We start from the raw sequence: 17,806 nt of genomic DNA on the forward strand, positions 1-17,806 counted from the left end.
GAAGCACCGCACTGCCTCCTCGACTACTTCCCCGACGACTTCCTCGTCGTCATCGATGAATCGCACGCGACGGTTCCGCAGATCGGTGCGATGTACGAGGGTGACGCCTCCCGCAAGCGCACGCTCGTCGAACACGGATTCCGGCTGCCGAGCGCGCTCGACAACCGCCCGCTCACCTGGCCCGAGTTCCTCGACAGGGTCGGCCAGAAGGTCTACCTCTCGGCGACCCCCGGCAAGTACGAGATGGGTATCACCGACTCGGTCGTCGAGCAGATCATCCGTCCGACCGGACTCATCGACCCCGAGATCATCGTCAAGCCGACCAAGGGCCAGATCGATGATCTGCTCGAAGAGATCCGTGTGCGCGTCGAGAAGGACGAACGCGTGCTCGTCACGACGCTCACGAAGAAGATGGCCGAGGAGCTGACCGAGTTCCTCGGCGAGGCGGGCGTGCGGGTCCGGTACCTGCACTCCGACGTCGACACGCTGCGCAGGGTGGAGCTCCTGACCGAGCTTCGTCAGGGCGTCTACGACGTGCTGGTGGGGATCAACCTCCTCAGGGAGGGGCTGGACCTGCCAGAGGTGTCCCTCGTGGCCATCCTGGACGCCGACAAGGAGGGTTTCCTCCGGTCATCGACCTCGCTCATCCAGACCATCGGCCGCGCCGCGAGGAACGTGTCCGGCGCCGTGCACATGTACGCAGACGTCATGACGGACTCCATGAAGCAGGCGATCGAGGAGACCAGCCGGCGCCGCGAGAAGCAGGTCGCCTACAACCTCGAGCGCGGGGTCTACCCCCAGCCGCTCCGCAAGAAGATCGCCGACATCACCGATCAGCTGAACCGCGAGGACGCCGACACGGCGGAGCTGCTCTCCGGCAGGGACGGGCGCAAGCGAGCGCCGACACCGAACCTCAAGCGGGCCGGGCTGCAGCACGGCGGCCTGGCGGCCAGCGGCGCCAACGACCTCGAGTCGATCATCCGCGACCTCAACGATCAGATGCTGCAGGCCGCGGGGGAGCTCAAGTTCGAGCTCGCCGCCCGGCTGCGCGACGAGGTGTCCGACCTCAAGAAGGAGCTGCGGCAGATGGAGGCCGCCGGTCACCTCAACTGACCGGCGCCCGCGCACCTGGCCGACGCCCGAGCATCCTGCGGCCCGTCGAACCCGGCGGCGGGAGAAACACCGTCGCGGCGGGAGGCGTTACTCCCGCCGCGAGTCAGGTTCACCGCCGCAGACGGTCGTTGCTCCCGCCGCGAGGTCGTTGCCCCGCCGCGAGGGATGCATTCCTCCGCCACCCGCGAACGCCGGGGACCGATGTCGGTGGCTTCCGTAGACTCTATAGAGTGTCCATTTCCCGCGTAACGTCCTCGTCGAAGCTCTCGGTTCATGGCGCGAGAGTCCACAACCTCAAGGGTGTCGACCTCGAGATCCCGCGGGACGCGCTCGTGGTCTTCACCGGGCTCTCCGGATCAGGCAAGTCGTCACTCGCCTTCGACACCATCTTCGCCGAGGGTCAGCGCCGATACGTCGAGTCGCTGTCGGCGTACGCCCGCCAGTTCCTCGGCCAGGTCGATCGGCCCGATGTGGACTTCATCGACGGCCTCAGCCCCGCCGTCTCGATCGACCAGAAGTCGACCAACCGCAACCCGCGGTCGACCGTCGGCACGATCACCGAGATCTACGACTACATGCGCCTGCTCTGGGCGCGCATCGGCATCCCGCACTGCGCGGTCTGCGGGGAGCGGATCGAGCGCCAGACCGTACAGCAGATCGCCGACCAGCTCATGACGCTGGAGCCGGGAACGCGCTACCAGATCGTCAGCCCGATCGTCTCCCAGAAGAAGGGCGAGTTCGTCGACCTGTTCAAGGAGCTCGCGGCGGGCGGGTACTCCAGGGCGATCGTCGACGGCGAGCAGATCCAGCTGAGTGAGCCGCCCGTCCTCAAGAAGCAGATCAAACACGACATCTCGGTCGTCGTCGACCGGCTCGTCGCTGCGGAGGACATCCTCACCCGGCTCACCGACTCGCTCGAGACCGCGTTGAAGCTGACCGACGGCCTGGTGAGTGTCAACTACGTGGACGAGACGGGACCGACCGCCTGGCGCAACTTCTCGGAGAAGCTCTCCTGCCCGAACGGGCATCCGGTGCAGCTGACCGAGATCGAGCCGCGCACGTTCTCCTTCAACGCGCCGTTCGGCGCCTGCCCGGAATGCTCCGGTCTCGGCACGAAGATGTCCGTGGACTCCGAGCTGCTGCTCGGCGACCCGGCGCTGAGCCTCGCCGAGGGGGTCATCCTGCCCTGGACCCAGTCGGGCAAGGGACTGTTCAACTACTTCCAGCGCCTGCTCGAGGGGCTCGCACAGGACCTCGACTTCTCGCTGACGACGCCGTGGCGCGACCTGTCCGCCGAGGTGCAGCAGGCGATCCTCAGGGGGAACAACTTCCAGGTGACCGTGAAGTGGAAGAACCGCTTCGGTAGGGAGATGAAGTACTCCACCGGGTTCGAGGGGGTCATGCCCTACATCGAACGCAAGTTCCTCGAGGCGGAGACCGACTCGGCCAGACAGCGTTACGCCGCCTATCTGCGCGAGATCAACTGCCCGGTGTGCGACGGCAAGCGTCTGAAGCCGGAGGTGCTCGCGGTCACGGTGCACGACCACTCGATCGCGGACGTCTCCGAGCTCAGCCTCGTCGACGCCTTCGAGTTCATGGACCTGCTCGAGCTGTCGGAGCGGGAGGCGAGGATCGCCGCCCAGGTGCTGAGAGAGATCCGGCTGCGGCTGGAGTTCCTCATCGAGGTCGGCCTCAGCTACCTCGATCTCGCCCGTTCCGCGGGATCGCTGTCTGGCGGAGAGGCGCAGCGCATCCGGTTGGCGACCCAGATCGGCTCCGGCCTGACCGGTGTGCTGTACGTCCTCGACGAGCCGAGCATCGGCCTGCACCAGCGGGACAATCGGAGGCTCATCGAGACCCTGGTCAAGCTCAAGAACCTCGGAAACACCCTCATCGTCGTCGAACACGACGAGGACACCATCCGCACCGCGGACTGGATCGTCGACATCGGACCGGGTGCAGGAGAGCACGGCGGTGAGGTCGTGCACTCCGGGTCCTACGAGGAGCTTCTCGACAACCGGGCGTCGATCACCGGCGACTACCTGTCCGGTCGCCGCTCGATCGAGACCCCGGCGACCCGCAGGCCCATCGATCCGAAGCGCAGACTCGTCGTCGAGGGTGCCAGGGCGAACAACCTCCGCAACGTCACCGTGGAGTTCCCCCTCGGCGTGTTCACCGCCGTCACCGGCGTCAGCGGCTCCGGCAAGTCCTCGCTCATCAACGACATCCTCTACAAGGTGCTCGCCAACGAGCTCAACGGCGCCAGGCAGATCCCCGGCAAGCACACCAGGGTGACCGGCCTCGAGAACCTCGACAAGGTTGTGCACGTCGACCAGGCCCCGATCGGCCGCACCCCGCGCTCCAACCCGGCGACCTACACGGGCGTCTTCGACAAGATCAGGACTCTGTTCGCCGAGACCGTCGACGCCAAGTCCCGCGGCTACCTCCCCGGACGGTTCAGCTTCAACGTCAAGGGCGGCCGCTGCGAGAACTGCTCCGGCGACGGAACCATCAAGATCGAGATGAACTTCCTGCCGGACGTCTACGTCGTCTGCGAGGTCTGCAACGGCGCGCGCTACAACCGTGAGACCCTCGCGGTCCGCTACAAGGGCAAGAACATCGCCGAGGTGCTCGACATGCCGATCAGCGAGGCGGCCGAGTTCTTCGAGGCGATCTCCTCGATCAGCCGGTTCCTCAACACGCTCGTCGACGTCGGCCTCGGCTACGTGCGCCTCGGGCAGAGCGCCACGACCCTCTCCGGCGGGGAGGCGCAACGGGTCAAGCTCGCCACGGAGCTGCAGAAGCGCTCGATGGGACGAAGCGTCTACGTGCTCGACGAGCCCACCACGGGTCTGCACTTCGAGGACGTGCGCAAGCTCCTGCTTGTGCTCGGCGGCCTCGTCGACAAGGGCAACACCGTCATCGTCATCGAGCACAACCTCGACGTGATCAAGTCGGCCGACTGGCTCATCGATCTCGGCCCGGAGGGCGGGGCCGGGGGCGGCCAGGTGCTCGCCGTCGGCACGCCGGAGCATCTCGCGACCGTGAAGAAGAGCCACACCGGGGTCTTCCTCAAGGAGATGCTCGCCACCGAGGCCCGTCAGGCCCGGCAGTCCCGTCAGGCCAGCAAGCGCATCTCGGCGTGATCCCATGACCGACACCGTCACCTGGCGCCCGAAGGCCGGCGAGATCCCCCAACAGCCCGGCGTCTACCGGTTCAGGGATGCGACGCGCCGGGTGCTCTACGTCGGCAAGGCGAAGAACCTCCGCGCGAGGCTGAGCAACTACTTCGCGCCGCTCGCGAGCCTGCACGAGCGCACCAGGCGGATGGTGCTGAGCGCGGCATCCGTCGAGTGGACCGTCGTCGGCACGGAGTTCGAGGCCCTCCAGCTGGAGTTCACCTGGATCAAGGAGTTCGACCCACCGTTCAACGTGCAGTTCAGGGACGACAAGTCGTATCCGTACCTCGCCATCACCCTGGGGGAGGACGTGCCGAGAGTGGTCGTGACCCGCAACCGCGGTCTCAAGGACGCCAGGTACTTCGGCCCGTATACGAAGGTCTGGGCGATCCGGGAGACCGTCGATCTCATGCTCAAGGCCTTTCCCATGCGCAGCTGCTCCGACGCCACCTACAAGCGGGCGGAGCAGACCGGACGTCCCTGCCTGCTCGGCGACATCGGCAAGTGCGCCGCCCCCTGCGTGGGCCGCGTGACCAAGGAGGAGCACAAGTCGATCGCCCTCGACTTCGCGTCGTTCATGGCGGGCAACGACTCCACCTACACGGCCGAGGCGGCCAGGCGCATGCGGGAGGCGGCGGCCGCGATGGACTACGAGGCCGCGGCGAAGTTCCGCGACCAGCTCGCCGCCCTGGAGACCGCCCTGTCCAAGAATACGATCGTGCTCGACGGCGACGTGGATGCCGACATCTTCGGCATCGCCCACGACGAGCTGGCCGCGGCCGTCCAGCAGTTCACGGTGCGCGGGGGACGCATCCGCGGCGTGCGCAGCTGGGTGGTCGACAAGGAGCTCGATCTGGAGCTCGCGGAGCTGGTCGAGAGCGTCGTGCACAACGCCTACGAGGGGGAGCAGACGCCACCACGCCAGGTCGTCGTGCCGGAGCTGCCGGAGGACGCCAAGGAGCTCGAGCTGTGGCTCGGCTCTCGTCGCTCCGCTCAGCACCTCACCGGCAAGGTGGTCATGAGGGTCGCCCAGCGCGGCGACCTGGCCGCCCTCGCCCAGACGGTGAACACAAATGCCAAGAACGCCCTCGTGCTTTACAAGACCAGGCGCAGCGGCGACTTCGTCGCCAGGTCCCAGGCCCTCGCCGATATCCAGGAGGCGCTCGGCATGGCGGACGCCCCGCTCCGGATGGAGTGTTATGACGTCTCCCACCTCAGCGGCACGAACATCGTGGCGTCCATGGTGGTCTTCGAGGACGGCCTGCCGCGCAAGGACCAGTACCGCCGGTTCAGCATCCCGGACTCCACCGACGACACGGAGTCGATCTATCAGACGCTGAGCCGCAGGGTCGCCCACCTCGCCGAGGAGACGACGCGGGCGGAGGCGGAAGACGAGGTGGTCAAGAGGTTCGCCTATCGCCCGAATCTGCTCATCGTCGACGGCGGCCAGCCCCAGGTCGCCGCCGCCGCCAGGGCACTGGCCGACGCCGGGGTGACGGGCATCGCGCTCTGCGGGATCGCCAAGCGGCTCGAGGAGATCTGGCTTCCGGGCTCCGACTACCCGGTCATCCTGCCGAGGAACAGCGACGCCCTCTTCCTCATCCAGCGCATCAGGGATGAGGCGCACCGCTTCGCCATCACCTATCAGCGCCAGCGCCGCAAGAAGGACGTCGGCTCCGTCCTCGCCGAGATCCCGGGCCTCGGGCCGGCCAGGGTGCGGGAGCTGCTCCGTCACTTCGGCTCCGTCACCCGGCTGCGGGCGGCGGACGCCGAGGCGATCGCCGAGGTGAAGGGCATCGGTCCGGCTCTCGCCCAGGCCATTTTCGGGCGATTGCACGAGTGATGCGCCGTTAAGCTGGACTGCAGGCAAACCTCAGCGACGATTATGAAGGCGTGACCCACCGATGACCGAGGACAGCTACGAGCAGACGGAGCCCGATCAAGAGGTGCTCATCGTCACCGGCATGTCGGGTGCTGGCCGTTCGACCGTCGGGAACGCCCTCGAGGACCTGGGCTGGTACGTCGTCGACAACCTGCCGCCCCAGATGCTCCGCCCGCTCATGGAGCTCGCGGGCCGGGCGGGAACGAACCTGCCCAAGATCGCGGCCATCGTCGACGTCCGGGGCGGCAGCCTGTTCTCCGATCTCCAGGAGACGATCGACTCGCTGCGTGTCGGAATCCCCGTGCGCATCCTGTTCCTCGAGGCAACGGATGCGGCGCTGGTTCGGCGTTTCGAGCAGGTGAGGCGCCCGCATCCGCTGCAGGGCGACGGGACTCTCCTTGACGGCATCACCGCGGAACGTCAGCGGATGCTGCCCATGCGCGAGTCCAGCGACATCATCATCGACACCTCCGACTTCAACATCCACCAGCTGGCCACGGCCATCTCGGAGACCTTCGCCTCCGCGGGCGCCCCCGGAGTGCAGGTGACCGTCCTGAGCTTCGGTTTCAAGTACGGGCTGCCGGCTGACGCCGATCTCGTCGCCGACATGCGTTTCCTGCCCAACCCGTTCTGGGTACCGGAGCTGCGACCGCTGAGCGGCCTCGACCCCGTGGTGAGCGAGTACGTGTTCGCGCAGGAGGGCGCGGAGGAATTCCTCCGCGGTTACGCGCTCGCCCTCGCCCCCGTTCTGGCGGGATACCAGCGCGAGAACAAGAGACACGCTACGATCGCCATTGGATGCACCGGGGGGAAGCATCGATCCGTGGCAGTCGCCGAGAGACTCGCCCGCATCCTGCGGGACCAGCCCGGCGTCGCCGTCCGCGTGAAACACCGCGACCTCGGCCGCGAATAGCACCGCGAAGTCGCAGTCATCCGCGAATGCGGACAATCATCGCGCCGGCGAGCTCGTCGGCCTCAGGACAGTAAAGGAACCCGGTTTGGCCCTCACCGCCGACGTCAAAGACGAACTTGCCCGTATCGAGGTGAGCAAGACGACGGTCCGTGCCGCCGAGCTGGCCACGATCCTCCGCTTCTCCGGCGGGCTCCATCTGATCTCCGGTCGGATAGCGGTCGAGTCGGAGCTCGACACCGCGCAGCTGGCCAGGAGGGTCCGCAAGGACCTCGCGGAGCTGTACGGCGTGAGGAGCGAGATCTCGGTGATCTCGGCATCCGGTCTGCGGCGGACGAGCCACTACCTCGTCCGGGTGCTCGACGGGGGGGAGACCCTCGCGCGCCAGACCGGACTGCTCGACGCCAGACGCCGGCCGATCCGCGGCCTGCCGAACAAGCTCACCACCGGCAGCAGGGAGGAGCTCGCGGCCGTCTGGCGCGGGGCGTTCCTCGCCCACGGCTCGCTGACCGATCCGGGAAGATCGGCTGCCCTCGAGATCACCTGCCCCGGCAACGAGTCGGCCATGGCCCTCGTCGGCGCGGCGGGGCGGCTCAAGATCGCGGCGAAGGCACGCGAGGTGCGTGGTGTGCACCGGGTCGTCATCCGCGACGGCGAGGCGATCAGCGCCATGCTCGTGCACATGGGCGCCCATTCGACCGTCCTCAACTGGGAGGAGCTGCGGCAGCGGCGCGAGGTGCGGGCCACCGCGAACCGCCTGGTGAACTTCGACGACGCCAACCTGCGGAGGTCGGCGCAGGCGGCCGTCGCCGCGTGCGCTCGGGTCGAACGCGCACTCGAGATCCTCGATGGGCAGGTGCCAGAGCACCTCAGGTACGCGGGGGAGCTGCGCCTGCGCTTCCGCGATTCGAGCCTCGACGAACTCGGCCACCACGCCGACCCGCCGATGACCAAGGACGCGGTCGCCGGTCGCATCCGGCGCCTTCTGGCAATGGCGGACAAGCGCGCGGCCGACGAGGGAATCCCGGGCACGGATGCGAACCTCCCGCCCGATTACGAGGACGCCTGAACGTTTTCTGAACGGCAGGCGAGATAGGACTTTAGGCCCCATCGCACGCCGCTAGACTGGAAAAGTCACCTGGGTTAGGGGTGCAAATCCGCTGGTCCGGTCTACAAAAAGGAGATCGCTATATGGCTGACTACACGTTGCCCGAACTGGGTTACGACTACGGCGCCCTCGCGCCGAGCATCAGTGGCACCATCATGGAACTTCATCACTCCAAGCACCACCAGGCCTATGTCACCGGCGCCAACACGGCGCTCGCCCAGCTCGCCGAGGCTCGCGACACGGGGAACCTCGCCTCCGTCAACAAGCTCGAGAAGGATCTCGCTTTCAACCTCGGCGGCCACGTCAACCACTCCATCTTCTGGACGAACCTCTCGCCGGACGGCGGGGATAAGCCGACCGGCGAACTCGCCTCGGCGATCGACGACAACTTCGGCTCCTTCGACAAGTTCACGGCGCACTTCACCGCGGCGGCCCTCGGTGTGCAGGGCTCGGGCTGGGCAGCGCTGGTCTGGGATTCGATCGGGCAGAAGCTGCTCGTGAACCAGTTCTTCGACCAGCAGAGCAACTTCGCCATCGGCACCGTTCCCCTGCTGCTGCTCGACGTCTGGGAGCACGCCTACTATCTCGACTACAAGAACGTCCGCGCCGACTACGTGAAGGCCTTCTGGAACATCGCCAACTGGGCGAATGTCCAGGAGCGCTTCACCGTCGCCCGTGAGAAGACCAGCGGGCTGCTGATCCTTCCCTGAGGCCGGCCGGCCCATCGGTCGTCTTCCGCTTTCCCCATACCACCCAAAAAAATAAACCGCGCCCTTGTGGCGCCTAGCAACAGGAGTTCTCTTGACCGTCAAAATCGGCATCAACGGCTTCGGCCGCATCGGTCGTAACTATCTCCGCGCGGTCCTCGCGCAGGACGCTGACCTGGAGATCGTGGCGGTCAACGACCTCACCGATCCCAAGTCGCTCGCCCACCTCCTCAAGTACGACTCCGTCGCGGGACGCCTGTCGCAGGACGTGTCGGTCGATGGCGACTTCATCGTCGTCGGCGACAAGCGCATCAAGGTCCTCGCCGAGCGCGACCCCAAGGACCTCGGCTGGGGCGGCCTCGGTGTCGACATCGTCATCGAGTCGACCGGTCGTTTCACCTCGGCGAAGGACGCGCAGAAGCACATCGACGCCGGCGCCAAGAAGGTCATCATCTCCGCTCCGGCGACCGATGAGGACGGTACCTTCGTCATGGGCGTCAACGAGAACCTGTACGACCCCGCCACGCAGCACATCCTCTCCAACGCGTCCTGCACGACCAACTGCCTCGCACCGCTGGTGAAGGTCTTCATCGAGGCCTTCGGCATCGAGAAGGGCCTCATGACGACGGTCCACGCCTACACGGCCGACCAGAACCTCCAGGACGGCCCGCACAAGGACCTCCGTCGTGCCCGCGCCGCGGCCCTCAACATCATCCCGACCTCGACGGGTGCCGCCAAGGCGCTCGGACTCGTTGTGCCGGCGACCGTTGGCAAGCTCGACGGCTACGCGCTGCGCGTTCCGGTGCCGACCGGTTCGATCACCGACCTCACGGTCGAGGCCAGCCGCACCGTCACCGTCGCCGAGGTCAACGCGGCGTACAAGGCCGCTGCCGAGGCGGGCGACCTCGCCGGCTTCCTCAGCTACACCGAGGACCCGATCGTCTCGAGCGACATCCAGGGCGACCCGCACTCCTGCATCTTCGACGCCGGTCTGACCAAGGTCATCGGTGGCAACCAGGTGAAGATCGCCGGTTGGTACGACAACGAGTGGGGCTACTCCAACCGTCTTGTCGACTTCACCGAGTACGTCGCAGAGCGCCTCTAAACCGCGTCCACGACGATGACACTTCGCACGATCGAGAGCCTCGGCTCGCTGACCGGCAAGAGAGTGATCCTTCGCTGTGATCTGAACGTTCCCCTCAAGGACGGTCAGATCACGGACGATGGTCGCATTCGCGCCTCGCTTCCGACCCTGAATCGGCTCATCAACGCCGGCGCCAGAGTGGCCGTGGTCTCGCACCTCGGCCGCCCGGACGGCGCGCCCAACGCCAAGTACAGCCTCGCTCCCGTCGCTCAGCGACTGAGCGAGCTGCTCGGCAAGAGCGTCATCTTCGCCGCCGACACCATCGGTGCCGGCGCGAAGGAGGCCGTCGACGGTCTCGCCGACGGCGACGTCGCCCTGCTGGAGAACCTGCGTTTCAACGCGGGGGAGACCGCCAAGGACGCCGGGGAGCGCACGGCCTTCGCCGAGGGCCTCGCGGCCTTCGGTGATGCCCTCGTCTCCGACGGTTTCGGTGTTGTCCACCGCAAGCAGGCCAGCGTGTACGAGCTGGCGCAGATCCTGCCCAGCGCGGCCGGTGACCTCATCGCCACCGAGCTCGACGTTCTCGACCGCCTGACCGAGACCCCGAAGAAGCCGTACGCGGTTGTGCTCGGCGGCTCGAAGGTCTCCGACAAGCTGGGTGTCATCGCCCACCTGCTGCCCAGGGTCGATTCCCTGCTCATCGGTGGCGGGATGCTGTTCACCTTCCTTGCCGCCCAGGGGCACAAGGTCGGCGCCAGCCTGCTCGAGGTCGACCAGCTCGACACCGTCCGCGGCTACCTCGCGAAGGCGAAGGAGCTGGGTGTCGAGATCGTGCTTCCGACGGACATCGTCGTCGCCTCGAAGTTCGGGGCCGACGCCGAGCACGAGGTGCGTCCGGCCGATGACATCGAGGGTTCGCCCTGGGGAGAGGCCGGTCTCGGCCTCGACATCGGACCGGAGACGGCCTCCCGTTTCGCGGAGGTCATCCGTGCCTCGGAGACCGTGTTCTGGAACGGCCCGATGGGCGTGTTCGAGCTCGCGCCGTTCGCCGCGGGAACGAAGACCGTTGCGCAGGCGCTCACCGAGGTTCCGGGGCTCTCCGTGGTCGGCGGTGGCGATTCCGCCGCGGCCGTCAGGGCGCTCGGGTTCACCGACGATCAGTTCGGCCACATCTCCACCGGTGGCGGCGCCAGCCTCGAATTCCTCGAGGGGAAGAGCCTGCCTGGCCTGGAGGTTCTCGGATGGCAAGCGTGACAGGCACCAGGACCCCGCTCATCGCGGGCAACTGGAAGATGAATCTCGATCACCTGCAGTCGATCGCCTTCGTCCAGAAGCTCGCCTGGAGTCTCAAGGACGCCAAGCACTCCTTCGACGCGGTCGAGGTCGCGGTGTTCCCGCCGTTCACCGACCTGCGATCCGTCCAGACGCTGGTCGCCGCCGACAAGTACGAGCTCAAGTTCGGTGGACAGGATCTGTCCGCTCACGACTCCGGCGCGTACACCGGCGAGATCTCCGGCGCCTTCCTCAAGGCGCTGGACTGCGAATATGTCGTCATCGGCCACTCGGAGCGCAGGACACTGCACAACGAGACCGATGAGGAGATCGCAGCCAAGGTGGCCGCCGCGATCAGGCACGGGCTCGTCCCGGTGCTCTGCGTCGGGGAGACCGCCGAGGATCTCGAGAAGCACGGACCCAGCGCGGTTCCCGTCGCCCAGCTGAAGGCGGCCCTCGCGGGCGTCGCGGCCGGAGCCGACATCGTCGTGGCCTACGAGCCGGTCTGGGCCATCGGCTCAGGACAGGCGGCCACCCCCGAGCAGGCCGAGCAGGTCGCCGCGCAGCTGCGCGCGACTCTCGTCGAGCTCATCGGACAGGACGCGGCGGATGCGACGCGGATCCTCTACGGCGGATCGGTGAAGGCGTCGAACATCGCCGGCTTCATGCGGGAGCCGAACGTGGATGGTGCACTGGTGGGCGGCGCGAGCCTCGACCTCGCCGAGTTCTCCAGCATCGTGCGGTTCCAGAAACACATCGGATAACCGTCCGTGCCGTGGGCCCGCCGACCTGGTTCGGCGGGCCCACGGCGTATCCGGCGCTGGTTATACTGATCTAGCGGCCGGTTGCACGAAAGATCGGCGCGCCCCAGAAAGGCTGTTCGTGGAAATTCTTCAGGTCATCCTGCAGGTCGTGCTCGGAATCACGAGTCTCCTGCTGACCCTGCTCATCCTGCTACACCGTGGTCGTGGCGGCGGTCTTTCCGACATGTTCGGTGGCGGTGTCACCAGCAACCTCGGGGCATCCGGGGTCGCCGAGCGCAACCTGAACCGGATCACCGTGATCCTCGGTCTGATCTGGGTCGCCAGCATCATCGTGCTGGGTCTCATCACCAAGTTCGACGCGGCGAGTTAGGAGACATCGTGGCTTCAGGTGGCAGTGCGATCCGCGGTTCCCGCGTCGGCGCCGGTCCCATGGGCGAGCAGGATCGTGGATATCACGCCGAGCGACTCCAGGTCTTCTACTGGTGCGCCAACGGGCACGAGCTGAGCCCCTATTTCCTGGCGACGATCGAGCCAGCGGAGATCCCGGAGACCCTCGATTGCCCCAACTGCGGTCTCCCAGCCGGACGCGACAAGGAGAACCCGCCGTCGGTCGCCAAGCTCGAGCCGTACAAGACGCACCTCGCCTACGTGAAGGAGCGCCGCACCGAAGAGGAGGCGGCGGTTCTTCTCGATGAGGCCCTCCAGCAGCTCAGGGCCCGTCGCGGACGGTTCACCGCGCAGTAGCCCCTCGGCGTTGTCGAAGGCCGGCCCGCGCCCCTCAGGGGAGCTGCGAGCAGGCCTTCGTCGTCTGTGCCGGCTGTCCTGTGTGCCGACCAGTGTGCACACCGGTCGCCGGGCATCCCCGGGGCCAGGCGCCGACGATTCAACTGTCACGAACTGCTCGCCGAGCGTCGTCAACGAGCAGTTCGTGACAGCTGAATGGGCGCGCCACGGGTGACTGGGCGCGCCGCCGGCGATGGCGCGCCACAGGCGACCGGCGCCGGGCAAGGGCGGTGCCGAAGCCCAGTACTCGCTAGTACTCGGTGGCGATCAGTTCCTCGGGGACCTCCGCGGCAGCGTCCCTGTCGACAAAGAAGACGGTCCTGAGCCGCCCCTCGACGCCGGCCACGGGCACCTCGATCATGCTCGCGCCCGCGAGGGCCAGGCCGAGGGCCGAGGCCTTGTCCGTGCCGGAGAGGGCGAGCCAGATCCGGTCGGAGCTGTTGATCACCGGCAGGGTGAGGCTCAGCCGCTCGGGAGGAGGCTTGGGGGAGTTGCGCACAGCGATCACCGTGGCGTCCTGGACCAGGATGCCAGCAGACTCGGGAAACAGCGAGGCGACGTGACCGTCCGGCCCGACCCCGAGGAAGGTGATGTCGAATCGGGGGACGGTGGCCTCGTCCGGCGCCGCGGTCGCGAGCTGCTCGCCGTAGAGGGCGGCCGCCGCATCGATGTCGTCGAGTTCGTCCGACGCCGGGCACCAGTGGATGTTCGCCGGTTGCAGCGCGACGTGGTCGAGCAGGGCATCCCTCGCCTGGGTGTCGTTGCGTTCCGCGTCGCCGCGCGGTAGCCAGCGCTCGTCCCCCCACCACAGCACCATCCGCGACCAGTCGATGCTGTCGCGCGCGGGCGACTCGTTGATCGACCGGAGCACTCCGATGCCGACCGTGCCGCCGGTCAGGACGACGTTGACCTCGTCCTGCTGGTCGAGGAGGTCGACCACCTTGGTGATGAATCGCGCCGCCAGTGCGCCGGCGAGGGCATCCCTATCGGCATGCACCAGCACCCGGCGAGCGTTCGTCATTTGTCTGCAGCCTTCGTCGTGGGGGTGGGGAATCGTGACGGCGCGTCGAGGTCGGCCAGGCCGTGAAGGATGACCTCCCCGAATAGGTCGTCAGGGTCGAGCCTCCTCAGCTCCTCGGCGAGACAGTCGCGCAGGCTGCGTCGTGGCAGCCAGATGTCGTGATCGGGCTGGTTGGGCTGCAGGAGCGTCGAGATCGTCGCGCTGATCCGCTCCAGCTCGATGACACCGGCTGCCCGGGTCAACCTGACCCCCTGGATGCCGGTGGACCCGTAGGCGGGCGAGACCAGCTCGTGCTTCGCCGGCACGTCCAGCTGCATCTGCAGCCAGGCGGCGAGCAGGAAGGTCGACGGCGAATCGGGCGACCCGTGGACCTCGATGCCGGTGATGGCCTCGTAGGGCGGCTGGTCCAGCACCGCGGCGAGTTGCGCGCGCCACAGCGTCAGGCGCGTCCAGGCGAAGTCGGTGTCGCCCGGTGCGTAGGTCTCCGCCAGGTGATCGAGGAAGCCTCGGGGATCGCTCTGCGCCGCCGCATCGGTGATCCGGCGCTGCGCGATGCGGCCGAGCGGAGACTGGGAGGCGATCGCCGGGGCCTCGTCCGGCCACCAGGCCACGACGGGAGCGTCGGGCAGGAGCAGGCCGGTGACCAGTCCCTCCTCGTCGGAGGCGGTGTCGCCGTAGGCCTTCAGCACGACCACCTCGCTCGCGCCGGCGTCGCCGCCGACCCGGATCTGGGCATCCAGCCGCGGCTCGTCGTCGGTCGCCGGCGGCCCGTCCGTTCCGGCCGAGATGACGATCACCCGCATCGGGTGCTCGCGCGAGGCGTCGTTCGCCGCCTCGATCGCCTCCTCCTCGTGACCGAGCTTCGTCGAGATGACGAGGGTCAGGACGCGACCGAGGGCGACGGCGCCGCCCTCCTCGCGGATCTTGACGAGCGCCTTCGAGATCTTGCTTGTTGTGGTGTCTGGCAGGTCGACGATCATGGGCGTCTCCAGGTTCTACCGTCGCGGGCGAGTAGTTGGTCGGCGGAACTGGGCCCCCAGGTGCCCGGCCGGTACTGCTCCGGCTGGCCCTGGGTCGTCCAGAACTGCTCGATGGGGTCGAGGATCTTCCAACTCAGCTCCACCTCCTCATGGCGGGGGAAGAGCGGGGGCTCGCCGAGCAGCACGTCGAGGATGAGCCGTTCGTAGGCCTCCGGGCTCGCCTCGGTGAACGCGTGGCCATATCCGAAGTCCATGGTCACGTCGCGGACCTGCATCCCGGCGCCTGGGACCTTCGATCCGAAACGGATCGTGACACCCTCGTCGGGCTGAACCCGGATGACGAGCGCGTTCTGGCCGAGCGCGGAGGTCTGGCTCTCGGCGAACAGGTACTGCGGGGCGCGCTTGAAGACCACGGCGATCTCGGTGACCCTCCTGCCGAGCCGCTTGCCCGCCCTGAGGTAGAACGGGACGCCGGCCCAGCGCCGGGTGCCGATGTCCAGCCGGATGGCCGCGAAGGTCTCGGTGGTGGACTCGGGGTTCATGCCGTCCTCCTCGAGGAAGCCGACCACCTTCTCGCCGCCCTGCCAGCCGCTCGCGTACTGACCGCGAGCCGTCGCGGTCGAGAGGTCCTGCGGAAGCCGGACGGCGGAGAGCACCTTCTCCTTCTCCGCGCGGAGGTCGGCCGCGTTGAACGACACCGGCTCCTCCATCGCGGTGAGGGCGAGGAGCTGCAGGAGGTGGTTCTGGATGACATCCCTCGCCGCCCCGATCCCGTCGTAGTAGCCGGCGCGACCGCCGACCCCGATGTCCTCGGCCATCGTGATCTGGACGTGATCGACGTAGTTGGCGTTCCAGATGGGCTCGTACAGCTGGTTGGCGAAGCGCAGAGCCAGGATGTTCTGCACCGTCTCCTTGCCGAGGTAGTGATCGATGCGGAACACCGAGTCGGACGGGAAGACCGACTCGACGACGTGGTTCAGCTCGCGGGCCGTCTTGAGGTCGCTGCCGAACGGCTTCTCGATCACGACCCGGCGCCAGGCGCCCTCGACCTCGTCCGCGAGCCCGGAATGACGCAACTGCTCCGTCACCTGCGGGAAGGACTTCGGCGGGATCGACAGGTAGAAGGCGTGATTGCCCATGGTGCCCCGCGAGCGATCGAGCTCCGCGAGCGTCTCCTTCAGCTCGAGGAAGGCGTTGTCGTCGTCGAACTCTCCCTGGACGAAGCGGATGCCTTCCGCCAGCTGCTTCCAGACATCCTCGTCGAACTGCGTGCGCGCGTACTGCGCGACCGCGTCGTGGACGACCTGGGCGAAGTCCTCGTCCGCCCAGTCGCGCCTGGCGAAACCGACGAGCCCGAAGCCGGGAGGCAACAGGCCGCGATTGGCGAGGTCGTACACCGCCGGCATCAACTTCTTGCGCGCGAGGTCGCCGGTGACACCGAAGATGATCAGTGCGCTCGGTCCTGCGATTCGGTTGAGACGGCGGTCGGAGGGCAACCGCAACGGGTTGAACTCCGGTGTGATTTCCACCGGTGACATTCGGCTCCTAAAACTGTTTCTAGAGGTGTTACTCGTCGAGCGCGCTGAACAGCGCGGTCGTGTTCTGAGCCGGCTCGGTCAGGGTGAGGGTCAGCACCGGACGGCCGTGCTCGGCGAGGACGCTCGCGTCCCCCGCGGCCTGCGCCTGAATGAGCTCACCGAAGGTGAACGGGCTGTCCGGGATCTCCAGGTCGGCCGCGGCGGTCGCCGTGATCTGCAGGAAGACTCCGATCGCGGGGCCGCCCTTGTGGAACTGACCGGTCGAGTGCAGGAAGCGCGGACCCCAGCCGAAGGTGACCGGGCGACCGGTCCTGGCGGCGAGCAGGTCGCGAAGCTTCGCGAGCTCGTGGTTCGCGTGACGGTCGACGTAGGCCTGGATGGCGAGATAGCCGTCTGAGGGGATGGTCGCGAGCAGGGCGTCGACGGCGGCGGAGACGGTCTGGACACCGGAGAGGAGCTCCTGGGGTCCGCGGACCTCGATGCCGTTCTCGACGAAGACGGGCCGGCTCGGCTCCGGCTTGGAGTCCAGCAGCGCCCTCGTGGCGATCTTGGCCGACTCGACGTCGGGCTGATCGAAGGGGTTGATGCCGAGCAGGCGACCGGCGACGGCCACCGCGTACTCCCAGACGAGCATCTGGGCGCCGAGCGTCCCGCTCACCTCGATCTCGCCGTCGCGCACCTCGTGGGTCGCCCGCGCGCTCTCGACGAGGCGCACGATCTGGACGTCGGGCAGGTCCTCGCTGAGCTCGGGGGAGTCGAGGTCGAGCACGACGGGCAGCAGGCCCTTGCCGATCTTTCCCGTCGACTCCGCGATGAGCTGTTCGACCCAGTCGCCGAAACCGACGATGTAGGTGCCGTCGGAGACGATGCCGAGCTTGTCCTTCAGCGGCCGCGTTCCCGCGATGGCCGCACCGAGCACGAGGGCGGGGTTGTCCTCCCTGTCCACCATGAGCTGTCCGGTGACGGCGGATGCCTCATCGAGCAGGGCGCGGATGTCGACACCGGCGAGCCCGGACGGCACGAGGCCGAAGGCGGTGAGCGCCGAGTAGCGTCCGCCGACGTTGGGATCGGCGTTGAAGACCCGGTACCCGGCCTCCCTGGCCGACACGTCGAGGGGGGAACCCGGATCGGTCACGATGACGATGCGCTCGATCGGATCGATGCCGATCTCGTGGAACGCCTTCTCGTAGGCCTTCTTCTGGCTGGCGGTCTCGACCGTCGACCCCGACTTCGAGGAGATGACCACGACGGTCGACTCGAGGCGATCGGCCAGCGCCGCGAGCACCTGGCCGGGATCGGTCGAGTCGAGCACGGTGAGCTCAACCCCCGCGGTGCGGGTGATGACCTCGGGCGCGAGCGACGATCCGCCCATGCCGCCGAGCACAACATGGTCGACACCCTCGGCGTGCAGCCGGTCCCTCAGGGCGATGATGTCGTCGACCATGGGCTCGGAGATGACGACGGC

15 protein-coding genes are annotated in these 17,806 nt (G+C 67.5%); 11 read left to right on the plus strand and 4 right to left on the minus strand.

What is annotated here, in order from left to right:
• The 11 genes from VGC18_RS11870 to VGC18_RS11920 all read left to right on the plus strand — a co-directional run.
• A partial coding sequence (locus tag VGC18_RS11870) for a helicase-related protein (RefSeq protein ID WP_331097603.1) occupies positions 1-1,113 on the plus strand: 1,113 nt, incomplete at its 5' end.
• Between the two features lie 230 nt (positions 1,114-1,343).
• The gene (uvrA, locus tag VGC18_RS11875) at positions 1,344-4,259 is read left to right on the plus strand and encodes an excinuclease ABC subunit UvrA (protein ID WP_331097605.1); all 2,916 of its coding nucleotides are present in this window, start codon (positions 1,344-1,346) and stop codon (positions 4,257-4,259) included.
• 4 nt (positions 4,260-4,263) lie between these two features.
• Positions 4,264-6,135: an excinuclease ABC subunit UvrC gene (gene uvrC, locus VGC18_RS11880; protein WP_331097607.1), complete on the plus strand. Its 1,872-nt coding sequence runs from the start codon at positions 4,264-4,266 to the stop codon at positions 6,133-6,135.
• 61 nt (positions 6,136-6,196) lie between these two features.
• A complete protein-coding gene (gene rapZ / locus VGC18_RS11885; protein WP_331097609.1) occupies positions 6,197-7,087 on the plus strand; it encodes an RNase adapter RapZ in 891 nt (296 codons plus the stop codon).
• 85 nt (positions 7,088-7,172) lie between these two features.
• A complete protein-coding gene (whiA, locus tag VGC18_RS11890; protein WP_331097611.1) occupies positions 7,173-8,153 on the plus strand; it encodes a DNA-binding protein WhiA in 981 nt (326 codons plus the stop codon).
• 122 nt (positions 8,154-8,275) lie between these two features.
• Positions 8,276-8,902 carry a superoxide dismutase gene (locus VGC18_RS11895; RefSeq protein ID WP_331097613.1) on the plus strand — a complete coding sequence of 209 codons (627 nt, stop codon included), beginning with the start codon at positions 8,276-8,278 and terminating at the stop codon, positions 8,900-8,902.
• Positions 8,903-8,993: 91 nt separating this feature from the next.
• The gene (gap, locus tag VGC18_RS11900) at positions 8,994-10,004 is read left to right on the plus strand and encodes a type I glyceraldehyde-3-phosphate dehydrogenase (RefSeq protein WP_331097615.1); all 1,011 of its coding nucleotides are present in this window, start codon (positions 8,994-8,996) and stop codon (positions 10,002-10,004) included.
• Positions 10,005-10,019: 15 nt separating this feature from the next.
• Positions 10,020-11,237, plus strand: coding sequence for a phosphoglycerate kinase (locus tag VGC18_RS11905; RefSeq protein ID WP_331097617.1), 1,218 nt, complete (start codon positions 10,020-10,022; stop codon positions 11,235-11,237).
• On the plus strand, positions 11,225-12,019 hold the full coding sequence (gene tpiA, locus VGC18_RS11910) for a triose-phosphate isomerase (protein ID WP_331097619.1): 795 nt from the start codon (positions 11,225-11,227) through the stop codon (positions 12,017-12,019). The genes VGC18_RS11905 and tpiA overlap by 13 nt, the downstream gene beginning before the upstream one ends.
• A gap of 118 nt (positions 12,020-12,137) precedes the next feature.
• Positions 12,138-12,389, plus strand: a complete 252-nt coding sequence (gene secG / locus VGC18_RS11915; protein ID WP_331097621.1) for a preprotein translocase subunit SecG — start codon at positions 12,138-12,140, stop codon at positions 12,387-12,389.
• 8 nt (positions 12,390-12,397) lie between these two features.
• Positions 12,398-12,763: an RNA polymerase-binding protein RbpA gene (locus VGC18_RS11920; RefSeq protein ID WP_331097623.1), complete on the plus strand. Its 366-nt coding sequence runs from the start codon at positions 12,398-12,400 to the stop codon at positions 12,761-12,763.
• Positions 12,764-13,052: 289 nt separating this feature from the next.
• On the opposite strand, the gene pgl is transcribed toward VGC18_RS11920, so the two are convergent.
• The 4 genes from pgl to VGC18_RS11940 form a co-directional block, all read right to left on the minus strand.
• Positions 13,053-13,823: a 6-phosphogluconolactonase gene (gene pgl, locus VGC18_RS11925; RefSeq protein ID WP_331097624.1), complete on the minus strand. Its 771-nt coding sequence runs from the start codon at positions 13,821-13,823 to the stop codon at positions 13,053-13,055.
• Positions 13,820-14,803 carry a glucose-6-phosphate dehydrogenase assembly protein OpcA gene (locus VGC18_RS11930; protein WP_331097626.1) on the minus strand — a complete coding sequence of 328 codons (984 nt, stop codon included), beginning with the start codon at positions 14,801-14,803 and terminating at the stop codon, positions 13,820-13,822. The genes pgl and VGC18_RS11930 overlap by 4 nt, the downstream gene beginning before the upstream one ends.
• Positions 14,800-16,341 carry a glucose-6-phosphate dehydrogenase gene (gene zwf / locus VGC18_RS11935; RefSeq protein WP_331097628.1) on the minus strand — a complete coding sequence of 514 codons (1,542 nt, stop codon included), beginning with the start codon at positions 16,339-16,341 and terminating at the stop codon, positions 14,800-14,802. The genes VGC18_RS11930 and zwf overlap by 4 nt, the downstream gene beginning before the upstream one ends.
• Positions 16,342-16,369: 28 nt before the next feature.
• Positions 16,370-17,806 (minus strand): glucose-6-phosphate isomerase (locus VGC18_RS11940; protein WP_331097630.1); only part of this gene is annotated, 1,437 nt, incomplete at its 5' end.

It is taken from the genome of Lacisediminihabitans sp., from assembly GCF_036404185.1.
Taxonomy (GTDB): Bacteria; Actinomycetota; Actinomycetes; order Actinomycetales; family Microbacteriaceae; genus Lacisediminihabitans.

Excerpts from the sequence above, each read along its gene's own strand:
- pgl (WP_331097624.1), bottom strand. The coding sequence starts at position 13,823 with ATGACGAACGCTCGCCGGGTGCTGGTGCATGCCGATAGGGATGCCCTC.
- VGC18_RS11895 (WP_331097613.1), top strand. The coding sequence starts at position 8,276 with ATGGCTGACTACACGTTGCCCGAACTGGGTTACGACTACGGCGCCCTC.
- zwf (WP_331097628.1), bottom strand. The coding sequence starts at position 16,341 with ATGTCACCGGTGGAAATCACACCGGAGTTCAACCCGTTGCGGTTGCCC.
- tpiA (WP_331097619.1), top strand. The coding sequence starts at position 11,225 with ATGGCAAGCGTGACAGGCACCAGGACCCCGCTCATCGCGGGCAACTGG.
- VGC18_RS11930 (WP_331097626.1), bottom strand. The coding sequence starts at position 14,803 with ATGATCGTCGACCTGCCAGACACCACAACAAGCAAGATCTCGAAGGCG.
- VGC18_RS11905 (WP_331097617.1), top strand. The coding sequence starts at position 10,020 with ATGACACTTCGCACGATCGAGAGCCTCGGCTCGCTGACCGGCAAGAGA.
- rapZ (WP_331097609.1), top strand. The coding sequence starts at position 6,197 with ATGACCGAGGACAGCTACGAGCAGACGGAGCCCGATCAAGAGGTGCTC.
- uvrC (WP_331097607.1), top strand. The coding sequence starts at position 4,264 with ATGACCGACACCGTCACCTGGCGCCCGAAGGCCGGCGAGATCCCCCAA.